Below are 13,333 nucleotides of genomic sequence, written 5' to 3'. Positions count from 1 at the left end.
ATGAAAACGGCTGACTATGTAACAACCATCGTTGATGAACTGAATCAGTCAACCGGACAAATCTCCAATCAGGATGTGCAACATCTGGCTGATCAGATCCTGGCTTCTGATAAGGTATTCGTAACAGGAGCGGGCCGTTCAGGATTAATGGGAAAGGCTTTTGCAATGCGTCTTATGCACATGGGCATTGACGCTTATGTCGTGGGCGAGACTGTCACAGCCAATTTAGAAGAGGGAGATCTCCTTGTTATCGGTACAGGTTCCGGTGAAACATCCTCTCTCATTCCTGTCGTGCAAAAAGCGAAAAAGCTAAACGGAATAGTCGCAGCTGTAACCGTTACACCCGATTCAACGATCGGTGCATTGGCAGACGTAGCTGTGAAATTGCCTGGTGCCAAAAAGGATCAGGAGGACGAAAAGCAGACCATTCAGCCAATGGGATCCCTTTTTGAACAAACCCTTCTCCTGTTTTATGATGCGGTCATTTTAAGCATCATGGATCAGCGGGGGCTTGATTCTAATCAAATGTATGGAAAGCATGCCAATCTTGAATGAAAAAAGAGCCTTTACGGGCTCTTTTTTCGCTGTAAATTCACATATGCATATTTGTTTAATTGTTTTTCAGCATCACCAGAACATCGTCACTCATCCAACTTAAATGAAAGCTGCTGTTTCTCCATCTCTTCTTTTAGCTGACGGATGGTCTTCGGACCGACGCCGTGCAGTGCAAGAAGCTCTTTTTCTGTATAGTGGGCAACGATTTCAAGTGAATTAATCTCTTTTTGCGCAAATGCGCGCTTTGCTGGCTGACTCAAATGTTGAGGCAGTGGTGTTCTGTTTGCCATCTTCACTCACTCCAATCTAAAACAGCATCGTTGGCAAATCCTCCAACCGCTGATCTGCACTTCTCGGGATACGTAAAGAGGGGGTTCCTTTCGTGTGGGCGTTCCCGCGAATCGTCAGTGTCCGCTTGCGGTTCGCCATTTCAATCGTCAGCCATTTACTCGATTCATCAGTGGTCTGGATGCATTCAATGACTTCACTTTCAGTCAGCAGCAGAATTTCCGAATTGTTCAGATCATCCTCCCCGCAAATGAAGGCAAATAAATAGCGTCCGTCCTGACCAAGCGTCTTTTCAAGCTCGGTATCGTAAAAGAAGAATGTCCAGATTTTCGATTCCGATTTTAGACGGGGCGTAAATGAATACTTGGCATAAATCAGGTAGCTTCCCGAATCCTTTTCAAGCGCATAGATGCGACGATCGTTACCGCTTTCCTTCATGACAGGTGTGTAGCCTCTATTCACAAGCTGAGACAGCAGCGCGCCGAAATAAAAATCAACTTTCGGAATCTTCATCCTTGTCCTCCTTTCGTTCTTCACAGGGCTAAATTCAGACTTTGGTCTATTATGAAGGAATTTCGTCAAAAAATGAATAGGGAACACTCCATGAAACAGAATTCTTGCACAAATCACCCGTTCATAAGATGCTAGATGCAGAAGTGAACTGACTTGAAGGAGGGCTTTAAGCATGTCAATTAAAGAATTAAAGGGAATCCACCACGTGACAGCGATCACCAGCAGCGCGGAGAAAAATTATGAGTTTTTTACGTATGTACTCGGCATGCGTCTCGTGAAAAAAACGGTCAACCAGGATGACATTCAGACTTATCACCTGTTCTTTGCAGACGATACTGGAAGTCCGGGAACCGATATGACCTTTTTTGATTTTCCAGGCATTCCAAAAGGAAATCATGGCACCAATGAAATTTCCAAAACGTCCTTTCGTGTGCCAAGCGATGCGGCGATTGATTATTGGGTCGAGCGTTTTGACCGCCTCGGCGTAAAGCACAAAGGGGTAAAAGAGCAGTTTGGCAAAAAGACCTTATCCTTTGTTGATTTCGATGATCAGCAATACCAGCTCATTTCAGATGAAGGAAATGAGGGCGTGGAACCAGGCACCCCATGGCAAAATGGGCCGGTTCCGCTGGAGTACGCGATTACGGGACTGGGACCGATCTTTGTCCGTGTTGAGCAATTCGATTATTTTAAAGAAATGCTTGAAAAAGTGTTGCTGTTTAAAGAAGTAGCGGAGGAAAAGTCTTTTCACCTGTTTGAAACAGGGGAGGGAGGTAACGGTTCGCAAATCATCGTGGAGCACAACACGTTTCTGCCGCAGGCGCAGCAGGGATACGGAACGGTCCATCATGCCGCCTTCCGCCTTGAGGATCGCGACATGCTCGATGATTGGGATGAGCGCATGAAAGGCTTCGGGTTTCCGACATCCGGCTTCGTAGACCGCTTTTTCTTTAAATCTCTGTACGTCCGCGTTGCGCCGCAGATCCTCTTTGAATTTGCCACAGACGGACCCGGCTTTATGGGCGATGAGCCATACGAAACGCTTGGCGAAAAGCTGTCACTGCCGCCGTTTCTTGAGCCGAAACGGGAAGAAATCGAGGCAATGGTCCGACCGATTGATACCGTCAGAAGTACGAAGACATTTGAAAAAGAATAAGTATTCTTTAGTGAAGCACCCCGTGACGAGTCGTGGGGTGTTTTTTTGTTGCGCAGGTGAGAGGAGGGAGTGAAGGAATCGTGATTTGAAAAGAAGGAATCCGAGCGGGGAATGAAGGGAATCAGTCTCGGGTGTGAAGGGATAAATAGGAGGTGTGGACTAAATGAAGGAATAAATTTCCTTAACGAGTGAATTAATTTTTCAAAAGAAGGATAAAAAATCTGGAACGATTGAAAAAGTAACGGCAGTGAAGGAATCCTTGTTGGCCACCTCTATTTGGCGCGAAACCAAGCCGCTCTAAATCAAGCAGTTTCAACGCCGCGTCCAACATCAACTGAATCAAATTTACATAAATCCCAACTTTTTAAAGGACTTCTGATAGCTTTTGCGAAAATGAATCGTATTAACAGACAGGTACCGAGTAAAACAGGAACGGGGTGTATCATGCAGGATCACGATCAAAAGCTAATAACCCTTTTACACAATCAAAACGAAGAGGCGATCGCTCTTCTCATTCAGCAGTATGGCGGACTCATAAAATCGATTATCCGAAAACAGCTCACCGTTGAGGATCAGGATTTTGAAGAATGTCTGGACGATACGATTCTTGCCATCTGGCAAAACATAGGGGCATATGATCCCGCTAAAAATACGTTAAAACACTGGGTGGCGGCTGTGGCAAAATATAAAGCCATTGACTACCAGCGAAAACAAATCAGGCAGAGGCAAAGAGAACAGTCATATGGAAAACTGACGGATGAGCTGTTTTCACAACAGGACGCTCGGGAACAAGCCGACCTTGAAGAACTGCTCGCCCCCTTATCCGCTGAGGAACAAAAACTATTCCGTCAGTATTATGGCAATGGTCAGTCATCAAAAGAGATCGCAGCGCAATGGAATGTGAGAGAATCATGGATCCACAACAAACTTTCACGCGGACGCAAAAAAATCAGACACATGCTGATATCAAGAAGTGAGGTGTAGGGATGAGTATTTATAACGAGTTAAATAACTTGAATTTGGAGATAGAAGAATTCGATGAGCTGTCCCATTTCGAGCAGAAGAAATGGGCGCGCAGGATACAAAAAAAGCTCAAACCGAAAAAGCGTCATAACCTAAAAGTCATCACAGTTGCGGTTCTCATGCTCGCCGCCATCCCGATCAGCTTTTACTTATCTGAGCCACTCGTTGCAGACCAGCCACATGTCGGCGGAACCATTGAAGAATTCGTCAATCAGGTTTCACCACCCGATTACTCAGCTTATAAAGTCCAGGTTGGAGAAACAGCAGAAAATGAATACGGGAAACTGACGGTGAATGAAATCATGCTCGATGCAGGACGCATCCTGATCAGCTCAACATTTGAACCAGCTGCCGGGGTGGAGTTTAGTTATAGAGAACATTTATTAGGGAACGCAAAGCTGAACGGTCAGGATATCTCCTATCCATCAGGTGGACAATCTATTGATGAACCGGGAAATGCCTTTACCATCTACTCTGAATTTGATGTCTATGATCTTCCTGAAAGCCAAGACTTTCAATTGGAACTAGAAATAAACAGAGTATTAAGAAGTGAAGTAGACCCTGAAATAATCCAGAATCCATGGACATTTACATTAAACCTTCCAGGAGAGCAAATGAAGAGTCACGTGCAAGAAATCCAGTTAGATCAAACGGTCACATTGTATGATGGACGTAAAGTCGAACTTGAAAAACTTGCAGTGGGTCCAGCATCAGTTTTGGTCATTTTTGATGCAACTGGTCTAGAAGATTCATTTCGATTAAAAATAAATTCGGGCAATGAGTCTGTGATAGATATAAAGACTGATGGTGTTTCGGAGGACTCACTTTCAATGATCAGATATTGGTTTGAAGGGGATATTCCTGAAGAGTTTATTCTTACACCATATGATGAATTAAACGAAGTAAAATTGGGTGATGAAATCATCATATCTCCTTAAAAAGTCCTTTCCTGGTTAATTGGGTTATGTTTTTGTTTTATAAGCAATGACTCTCCTTTTAAAAAACAAAAAGTGCCAGGTCATTCCGAAGACTCCTGCGGCAGAGAAGCGACAGGTGAGACAGCGTAGTGCGTAGCACTAGCTGGCTCACCGCGCGGCCGCGGAAAGCGAAGGAATGATCTGGCACGTTTTATTGGCTTCATTATTTTAAAGTGGAAAATTTTCGATTTTTTCGAATAAATTTATCGTAAAACAATAAAAATATGTTATGATAAAACAAAAGTAAATATATGGAGGTGTCTAGCTTGAGTAAAAACTCAATTCGTTTTTTAAAAGCAACGCTTGTTATCATCAGTCTGACCATCATCGCATTAAGTGTGTTTTTGCTTCCGTATGCAGCAGACCAGAGTGTGGCAATGGACCCGGCATACGCTTATCTGAAATGGCCGGTTCTTCTCGGAATTTACAGCACTCTGATTCCGTTTTTTATCGCCATTTATCAGTCGTTTTTGTTATTAAACTTGATCCAGCAAAAAGCAGCATTTTCACGTCGATCAGCAATCCATTTTAAGACAATCAGCTACTGTGCTCAGACAATTATCATTTTGTATGTTGCCGGTGCCGTCATGCTTGCGACACAAAGCGTGCTTCACCCGGGGATTGCTCTTCTCGGATTAGGCATCATTTTCGCTTCAGCCGTCATTGCCATTTTTTCCACGGTTTTGCGAAAGCTTTCACAACAGGCAGCCGCGATGAAGTCTGAACTGGATTTAACAGTTTGACGTAAAAAAAGAACGTCTCTGAACTGCCCCATAAAAGTTAAAAACTAGTCTAACTTTTATGGGGCAGTTCTCGTACGTTCTTTTTTTGTTTCACGTGAAACATTTTAATTCGTTGATCCAGTGGTGATCCGGTTTATGTATCTTTAAAGCATCATTCAGCCAGGATGCCTGATCAGTCTGAAGAAACGGTAATATATTCTCAAAATCCTCTTCATCCTTTGCACGCGGTTTACTGGCCTTATACAAAAGGACGATTTCCGGTGCAAGGCAGGGGATTCCACCAAAATGTAAGATGCTTTTTTCGAGTGGTCGCCTAATCAATTGATCTCTTCTGAAAATCCAATCCTTTTGATCATGTTCATTTAGCAAAACTTCAAGGTTTAGCCCCTGATAGCCACCATGCAGTTCATGCACCGGAAGCGCAAGCTGTTCACCTTGCCATGAATGGAATTCGCCTCTTACTACCTTCCGAAACGACCAGTCGGTAAAAAAAGAAAATACAGCCTGCTGATTACCTCGCAAAACGCCAATCTCAATATCATGATGATCCCTCGTCTTTCGCCCGATCGCAAGGTCTATCGCCCAGCCGCCGGCCATAAACCAGTAAGCCGGAAAATCAGTCATTAACTTTCGGATTTCATGGCATTGCTTAAAATCCATATTCATATGATCAGTTCCTTACGCAAAAGAATTTCATCCCGTATTGGAATGCCATCCTCACTGATCAGCGGAATGGATGGTTTTTTCTCACGTGCTTTCTTAACTGCATCAGGGAAAAGTGCAGCGAGATAGTAGCCCCGTTTTTGATAAAATTTCAACGCCTGAAGGTTATCATTGGTTGTGATCAATTCAATTACCTTCATCCCTCTATCCAGGGCTTCTTTTTCAACCTCTTGCATCAACTGGCTGCCTATTCCCTTGCCTTGTTCAACGCTGTCCAGCGAAATCACCTCAATAACGTCTGGTTTAATCACATAAGTGACTAAACCAGTGATGCTGTGCGGTTCACCTGAGAAAAAACCTTCCAACGAGGAACAATCGTAAGTGCCGGTGGATAGTACCATATCACTGCTTCCCCAATGTTCTTTGAAAAATAACCTGATATCGGTTCTGTTTTCATCAGTAATTCTGTTCAAATATTGTCACTCCGTTTTTAACATATCATAACATAAAATCCCATTTATCTTTCCTGAATCCTGCCTGAAAAAAGAACGCTGACACCGAAGTAGCCTGTCACCAAAACGAGGATCAACTGATGATTAACAGGTTGGATCGGAATCCCGCATAGGGCTGGATTCTCTAATGCAGCGGTCAGCATGATGCCCATTAATCCGGAGGACAGTCCAGACATGGCACCTGCTATGACAGCATTTCCTTTACCGCTCAGCCAGCCGAATCCAAAGCCTGCTGCAAGGGGAAGGACAGCTGACCACAGCGGAGCACTGAAATAGATTCCGATGCAGACAGACATGCTTATTCCGTATGTGCTACCCATGAGGGTGACATACGCATCTGCATATCTCTCCGAACTAAACGACCGGGTTTTGTAAATAGACTGGCAGGCCACCAGCATGAGCAATTGAATCATTAAGAAAAAAAACATCCTTAATCTCCTCTCAGGACCTTGGAATCATCAGGATAGCAACGACCAGTAGCATCAGATACAGCATTTCAATCCCCCACACAAATAAAATGTCATATCCGGTGGAAGCACCAAGCATTGGTCCCATCAAGCCAGCCATAAAACCACTGCTCAATCCTGAAAAACCCGTTTGCTGATCGTAAAACCATCCGTTTATCAGGCCAGCACATGCACCGAGACAGGCAGACAGGATGGTTACCAAGACAAAGTGAAAAGGAAATAGAGCCATCAGACCAATTCCCATAATGATGCCGGTTGAAGCGCCAGTCAGCATGGCAACATTCATGGCCAGATGATATCCGGTACGATCACGGTATACCAGACAATGATGCATAATGACCAGCGTTAAAAGACTATGAAATAACAGAATAGGCAGCATTAAAACGCCTCCGGAGAATATCAGTTTCATACATCTTATGTACGGCGATTGTTTACCGTGAAACCCATTCGCAACCGCCCTGTTGTGAATATGCTGATAAAAGCTGAAAGGAGGGTAGAACGATGTACAATCACACCCCGGAAGAAATGACACAATGGCAGGATGAGATCGTAAAAAAGAAGGCTTTTTCATCCCCGGCAGGTAATGGAACAACGGAACAGATCAGGCTTCAGGAAGAATACCTGGCACTGGCCAACGCTTTTTTACTTGCAAAGCACCAGCCTGAAAAGGGCAGAATTCGTCTTCTGAAGACATTCTTAAAGGAAAAAAGAAATCAGCAGGTGGAAATCAGGCTGCTGACAGAAAGAGCAATACGAGGGAAAGTATCAGATGTTGGACGTGACTTTTTTATTCTGACAAGCCTTCTTGAGCGGATCTGGATCCCTTATACCGCGGTTAAAGAGGCAACGCTCCCTTTTGACTCACCTGATTTCGATACGACGCATCAGCAGATTTTCTTTGATAATGATCTGCGGAAAAAGCTGCTTCGGGATTTTGGCGCAACGGTTTCAAAACGATTAAAGCTGAGAGAGCTGTTTTACGAAGAAACGCTCATGACCAGTCTGGACCGGTGGAAGGGTCACTGGCTTAAGGCAGAAATGGCAGGCGGGACGATTTTTTCAGGAAGGCTGGAGGAAGCGACAGAGGAATATGTGGTGCTAAAAGGACTTGGAGAACGAAAAACAGTTTTGTATAAAGAGCTTCAGACATTGAGAAAAGCAAGGTTTTATCAAAATCATAAAAGAAAGAAGTGATGATGATTGACATCAACGAATGAAAGCAGAGCTGCAGAGCTCGGTGTGGTGATTGGGGAGTCCATTCTGGTGGTAACGAAATCAGATCAGCTTAATCTCTTTGGTCAAACATTCAGGCCGATTTTTGCAGGCACTGTCAGAGAAGTAGGAGAGGGGCATCTGACATTAGATCCTGTCACGATCAAAATGGTGACCGCACCTTTTTTTACCTTCCCGACACCCCTTAGCATCCCGCTCGAAAATATTGCTCATTTCACACGAAATTTCGGTCCGGAGAAAGTATTTCCGCTGACGTAAAGGAGAATGCATGTTGAATCAAAAAAATATGACCTCAAATGATCGCCATGAAGAAGGAATGATCCAGCTTTTTACGAATCATACCGGAACAAAAATGCTGGCACTGACCTCTTCGTTTCCATTCTTTTTTATTGGCACGATCAGAGGTGTGCTGGATGATTATGTCATGGTTTTTGTGGAAACAACAAATGTGGCAGAGCTTGAAAATCGTGTGTGGAATCTTCACATCCATGACATTGAAGTGTTTTATCTGGAACAGGAAGGCTGGCCGACTATTCCAGTTTTAGGGGAGAACGGTGGAGGCGGATGAGGCGTTTCTTTCATATTGTAGCCATTCCCATCAGAATCGTGCTGAATCAGTTTGGTGACTATAACCCGAATGGCATGATGTATGTGTTGAAAGAAAATGAGAAGAAGGTCAGAAAGCTTGTCCGGAAAAATCCTTTTACACCTGTTGAGCTTGTTCAGCCATTAATGATCCGGGCAAATGAAGGGGATGTCCTGGAAGTTCTGTTTGAAAATAAACTCCCGTTTCAGACAGGCTTTCATTTAGAGGAGGCTGATTATGATGTGATGCAGTCCGATGGAACGGATGCGGGGTTTAATACTTCCTCACTTGTCAAAAAGGGCGAGAGAAAGCTGTACAGGTTTCGGCTGAATCATGCCGGCGTTTATCCGTTTTCAGATTTAGGAAATCCCGCAAGCGGTGAAAAAGGGTCAAACAGCAATGGTTTATTCGGGGCACTTTTTGTGCAGAAACGCGGCTCCTGGTGGACACATCCGGAAACAGGGGGGACCATCAACTCGGGTCCGTTCGCTGATATTCATCACCCATTTCTTCCGTCCTTCCGCGAGTATGGCTGGCTTTTTCATGATGAGATGGAAACAAAGGATCTGACGGGAAACAAGCCACTTGATCTAATGACGGGTGAAGAGAGGGAATCCACGCATGCGGTGAATTTCCGGTATGAGCCACTTGGTAACCGTAAGAAATTAATCGAGGAAGGTGTCGTGTGCCCTGAGTGTGAGGGGGAAGAAGTGCATCATGATTCCTGGGTATTCGGCGATCCTGCTACACCTGTTTTAAGAGGGTATAAGGGGGATCCGGCTGTAATACGGGTCGTTCACAGCGGTGTGAAGGAAACGCATGTGTTTCACTATCATGTGCATCAATGGCTGAAGGATCCTGTTAATCAGGAGTCAGAGATTGTTGATGCGCAAAGCATCAGTCCTCAATCCTGGTACGATGTGGCGCCGCTTTATGGGCTCGGCAGTCTGCAGGGCTCGATTGGAGATGCTATCGTTCACTGTCACCTGTATCCGCACTTTGATGTAGGGATGTGGGGGATGAACCGGGTATTTGATACGCTGCAGGACGGCAGTCAGTGTTATCCGGATGGCACCCGTATAAAAGCTTTAAAACCTCTTCCTGACCGTCCGGCGCCACCAAAACCTACAAAGGAAAAACCGGGCTTCCCGAATTTTATTCCTGGAAAAGTTGGATTCAAAGCGCCGCGGCCACCTCTTGGGATTGTGGGAGGAAGAGGGCTGACCGAGCTTGAGCGCAATGCAGCGATAGAGAACCCGCGTCCCGGTGCCGTGTTTACCGATCCGTGCGGCTTTAATCCTGAAGCCCCTGTCATTGAATACCGGATCTCAGCCATTGAACTGCCGCTTATCTATAACCGGCAAGGGTGGAATGATCCGAAGGGGAGAATATTTGTTTTGGATGATGATCTGGAATCCGTGCTTTCAGGAAATAAAAAGCCTGAGCCGCTGGTCATTCATACACCTGCAGGGGCATGTGTCAGAATTCTGTTTACCAACCGGCTGCCTGATGTCGCAGGTGGTGATGCCTTTCAGTTATTTACGAGAACGTATGAAGCGGGTTTTCATATTCACTTCATGAAGTTTGATGTACTCGTTAATGACGGTGCCAATGTCGGCTGGAATTACGACTCAAGTGTGCTTCAGGGTCAGACTATTCAGTATGAATATTATGCGGACGTGGAATTGAAAGCCTGGTTTTATCACGATCACCTTTTTGCGGGGCATCACCAGCAGCACGGTGTATTTGGATCCGGCGTTATTCATCCGCGATTTACTGCGTTTTTAGATTCTGCTACAGGTGAACCCGTCATTCATGGAACGGAAATTACAGCCGTTCATCCCCTCATTCCTGACTACCGTGATTACTCGTTGTTTGTTCATGACTTCGCTCTTTTATATAACAAAGATGGACGGCCTATACAGCCGCCTGACTATCCGGGATCCCAGGACGATCCAGGTGTGTTTGGTGTGAATTACACGTGTGAGCCACTGCAGTTCCGCCTCAATGGTCCAGCTGATCCCGCTTATTCCTTCAGTTCTTTTGTAAATGGGGACCCTTATACCCCGGTGTTTCGCTGTTATCAAAACGATCCGCTTCGTATCAGGCTGATTCAGGGGGCACAGGAGGAGTCGCACAGCTTCCACATCCACGGCATGAGGTGGAAAGCGGAACGTCCTGACGTGGAAACACGATATGAATCACAGAAGCATATCGGCATTTCAGAATCTTTTACACTCGAAACCCTGGCGACCCATGATGGAGATTATCTCTGGTCGTTTGCGACTGAGGAGGATATCTGGAACGGGCTGTGGGGACTGATCAGATCTTACGGTGAAACACAGCAGGACTTAATCAGACTGCCGGATCAGCCGTTTGTGAACGCATCAGCTGAAAAACCGTCCCCGTCACTGAAGATACCTCCAAAAGCTGATTTTCTAAATAGCCCTGCTCCTGAAGGCGCACCACTCAGAAAATTCCGAGTTGCTGCGTTTCACGTTCCGGTTGTATATAGCCAGTATGGCGAACATGACCCATACGCTATAGTTTTCGCAAGAGAAGAGGATATGGGGGCTATTTTGAGAGGGGAACAAACACCTGAACCGCTCATTTTACGTGCGAATGCAGGAGATGAAGTGGAAATCAGCCTGACCAGCTATCTGACAGAGGATCGTTTCCCTTTTAAAGATGGCATCTGGCCTTACCCTGAAATAAAGGAACAAGCTTACTACCCGCCGTCCTTACGTATTTCACTTCATCCGCAGCTCGTTCAGTATGATGTGAAAACGTCATCTGGTGAAAATGCGGGATATAACTTTGAGCAGACGGCTGGACCTGGTGAGACCATCACGTATCGCTGGTATGTGGATCAGCCATTCGGTGCATCCTGCCTGTGGGATATGGCGGACTTAAGGAACCACCGTTCTCTTGGCACATTTGGCACATTTATCGCTGAACCGCGTGGCACAGAGAGTGTTCATCCTTATACGTTACAGGGGGAAGAAAGCGACTCCTCCGTTGTGCTGAAGCACCCTTTCCTGCCTGAAACGAGAGAATTTGTGTTAACCATGTTTGACGGAGCACGACTCCTTAATAACATCGGTGAATTGATCACAGACCCTGCTGACGGCCTGCTTGATCAGGATCAGCTTGAAGAGGAAGAAGACTTGTTTGATACGTACGATCAGGGATCACGTGGGTTTAATTACAGAACGGAAAGACTTGTCCACAGAATGAAGAATGATTATCAAACCGCTGATCTATTCAGTTCAGATGTTCATGGTGACCCTTCAACACCGCTGTTTGAAGCATACGCTGGTGACCCTGTTACGATCCGTCTCACGAACCCGTCAGAACGCAGAAGGGCACACACCTTCCGTATACACGGACATTACTGGAACACAGATGCGATGGATTTAACATCACAGGTGAAATCCTTTGACGGACATCTCATTACAGGACATGCGGCTGACCTGAAGCTGCATTATGGTGCGGGCAGCTATTACGGTTTTTCTGGAGATTACCTGTATCGCTCAGGAAATATTCAATGGGACATTGAGCTTGGTATGTGGGGACTCTTCAGAGTGTACGAACGCTGGCAAAAGCATCTGCCGCCACTTGGTACTAAACGAAACGCAGATCATCAATTATGAACCGCAGGATGATGTATCTGCTCCTGTCTAGTATCCTGATTACCGGCTGGCTGATCTGGCCTGGTGATCAAAGTCTTCCGGTGTTAAAAACAACACAGCCCTTTGAAATGAAGTCAGTTCTCCAGGAAGGTCATTACTCGTCTCATAACGGAAAAATCAAAATTGTAGCCTTTTTCTACACTGCCTGCCCGGACATCTGTCCATTTACAATGAGTGATTTGAGTGACGTGCAGACCGCCGTGAAAGAAAATCCACGTTTAAAAGAGAAGGTGGAGCTGGTATCCATTACACTAGATCCTGAAGAAGACACAGCAGAACGCATCACACAATATGCAGAAGCATTTCAAGCTGATCCGTGGATTTGGCATTGGCTAAAAGGCACCGCAGAAGAAACAGATGCCGTAACAAAGGATTATCAGATGCAGTCTGTGAAACTGGACGATCAGACCATTGCCCACAGCACGACGCTGTATATGGTCGATCAACAACACCAAATACGCGGCATGTATCCAATGGCCACTCAAAGCGCTAGTGTAAATAAAAAACAGCTGCTGGAGGATATCCAATCGCTGCTGGACGGATCATAATGTAAGTAAAAAGAGCTCACTGCAGCTCTTTTTTTTTCGCTATTTTTATAACACTGAAAAGATAGAGTGAAAATGGACTCGGATTCTGATGGAAATATCGTGACTATAGTCATATAAGTTTAGGGATCCGATCATCTTGAAATAAAAATATATTACCATACTACTTTTTTTCATTCGTGAGTCTTCTACCTCGTTTTCCAACTTGCAAATCGAGGTATTTAATCTCTAACTGACCAGTCAACGATGAATCGCGATCGCGTAGCCTTCGTGAAGAAAAGGTTGAACCACCTGGTCAGATGAAAAGTCCTTCTGAATTGGCCAAAGAAGTGATTAATTTTGAGGACTGGGCAAAACATCTTCGTTTGTCCGGACTCGAG

At 45.2% G+C, this 13,333-nt stretch carries 16 protein-coding genes; 10 read left to right on the top strand and 6 right to left on the bottom strand.

From position 1 onward, the window contains the following. Nucleotides 1-555, top strand: a complete 555-nt coding sequence (gene hxlB, locus E2491_RS06860) for a 6-phospho-3-hexuloisomerase (protein WP_134374387.1) — start codon at nt 1-3, stop codon at nt 553-555. An 86-nt stretch (nt 556-641) separates the two neighbouring features. On the opposite strand, the gene E2491_RS06855 is transcribed toward hxlB, so the two are convergent. Further along, nucleotides 642-845, bottom strand: a complete 204-nt coding sequence (locus E2491_RS06855) for a helix-hairpin-helix domain-containing protein (protein WP_134374265.1) — start codon at nt 843-845, stop codon at nt 642-644. Between the two features lie 16 nt (nt 846-861). After that, the gene (locus E2491_RS06850) at nt 862-1,356 is read right to left on the bottom strand and encodes a hypothetical protein (RefSeq protein ID WP_134374263.1); all 495 of its coding nucleotides are present in this window, start codon (nt 1,354-1,356) and stop codon (nt 862-864) included. 178 nt (nt 1,357-1,534) lie between these two features. On the opposite strand from E2491_RS06850, the gene E2491_RS06845 reads away from it, so the two are divergent. From E2491_RS06845 to E2491_RS06830, 4 genes are all read left to right on the top strand, one after another. Continuing rightward, complete coding sequence (locus E2491_RS06845; protein ID WP_134374385.1) at nt 1,535-2,512, top strand: ring-cleaving dioxygenase; 978 nt, start codon at nt 1,535-1,537, stop codon at nt 2,510-2,512. Between the two features lie 393 nt (nt 2,513-2,905). Further along, complete coding sequence (locus tag E2491_RS06840; protein ID WP_134374261.1) at nt 2,906-3,496, top strand: sigma-70 family RNA polymerase sigma factor; 591 nt, start codon at nt 2,906-2,908, stop codon at nt 3,494-3,496. A 2-nt stretch (nt 3,497-3,498) separates the two neighbouring features. Continuing rightward, a complete protein-coding gene (locus tag E2491_RS06835; RefSeq protein WP_134374259.1) occupies nt 3,499-4,473 on the top strand; it encodes a DUF4179 domain-containing protein in 975 nt (324 codons plus the stop codon). Nucleotides 4,474-4,778: 305 nt separating this feature from the next. Next, nucleotides 4,779-5,255 (top strand): DUF2975 domain-containing protein, encoded by a 477-nt coding sequence (locus E2491_RS06830; protein ID WP_244093905.1) that lies wholly within the window; start codon nt 4,779-4,781, stop codon nt 5,253-5,255. Between the two features lie 90 nt (nt 5,256-5,345). On the opposite strand, the gene E2491_RS06825 is transcribed toward E2491_RS06830, so the two are convergent. From E2491_RS06825 to E2491_RS06810, 4 genes are read right to left on the bottom strand one after another with little or no spacing between them, the layout of a single operon-like run. Beyond that, the gene (locus tag E2491_RS06825; protein WP_134374255.1) at nt 5,346-5,921 is read right to left on the bottom strand and encodes a nucleotidyltransferase domain-containing protein; all 576 of its coding nucleotides are present in this window, start codon (nt 5,919-5,921) and stop codon (nt 5,346-5,348) included. Then, nucleotides 5,918-6,391, bottom strand: coding sequence for a GNAT family N-acetyltransferase (locus tag E2491_RS06820; protein WP_244093904.1), 474 nt, complete (start codon nt 6,389-6,391; stop codon nt 5,918-5,920). The genes E2491_RS06825 and E2491_RS06820 overlap by 4 nt, the downstream gene beginning before the upstream one ends. A gap of 44 nt (nt 6,392-6,435) precedes the next feature. Continuing rightward, nucleotides 6,436-6,858, bottom strand: coding sequence for a hypothetical protein (locus E2491_RS06815; RefSeq protein ID WP_134374253.1), 423 nt, complete (start codon nt 6,856-6,858; stop codon nt 6,436-6,438). Nucleotides 6,859-6,871: 13 nt separating this feature from the next. Then, nucleotides 6,872-7,276 (bottom strand): hypothetical protein, encoded by a 405-nt coding sequence (locus E2491_RS06810; protein WP_134374251.1) that lies wholly within the window; start codon nt 7,274-7,276, stop codon nt 6,872-6,874. A 122-nt stretch (nt 7,277-7,398) separates the two neighbouring features. Here E2491_RS06810 and E2491_RS06805 point away from each other — a divergent pair, with 122 nt between their 5' ends. The 5 genes from E2491_RS06805 to E2491_RS06785 are packed head-to-tail and all read left to right on the top strand — an operon-like array spanning nt 7,399 to nt 12,956. Continuing rightward, entirely contained in the window at nt 7,399-8,091 is a 693-nt protein-coding gene (locus E2491_RS06805) for a hypothetical protein (RefSeq protein ID WP_134374249.1), read from the top strand. Between the two features lie 6 nt (nt 8,092-8,097). Beyond that, the gene (locus E2491_RS06800) at nt 8,098-8,388 is read left to right on the top strand and encodes a hypothetical protein (protein WP_134374247.1); all 291 of its coding nucleotides are present in this window, start codon (nt 8,098-8,100) and stop codon (nt 8,386-8,388) included. Nucleotides 8,389-8,398: 10 nt separating this feature from the next. Continuing rightward, entirely contained in the window at nt 8,399-8,698 is a 300-nt protein-coding gene (locus tag E2491_RS06795; RefSeq protein ID WP_134374245.1) for a hypothetical protein, read from the top strand. Continuing rightward, a complete protein-coding gene (locus tag E2491_RS06790) occupies nt 8,695-12,369 on the top strand; it encodes a cupredoxin domain-containing protein (RefSeq protein WP_134374243.1) in 3,675 nt (1,224 codons plus the stop codon). Before E2491_RS06795 ends, E2491_RS06790 begins: the two co-directional genes overlap by 4 nt. Beyond that, nucleotides 12,366-12,956, top strand: coding sequence for an SCO family protein (locus E2491_RS06785; protein WP_134374241.1), 591 nt, complete (start codon nt 12,366-12,368; stop codon nt 12,954-12,956). Before E2491_RS06790 ends, E2491_RS06785 begins: the two co-directional genes overlap by 4 nt. Nucleotides 12,957-13,333: the final 377 nt, after the last annotated feature.

The organism is Jeotgalibacillus sp. R-1-5s-1 (assembly GCF_004405105.1).
Classification (GTDB): domain Bacteria; phylum Bacillota; class Bacilli; order Bacillales; family Jeotgalibacillaceae; genus Jeotgalibacillus.
The sequence above is the reverse complement of the archived record's forward strand: the minus strand, read 5'-3'. Positions and strand labels throughout refer to the sequence as shown.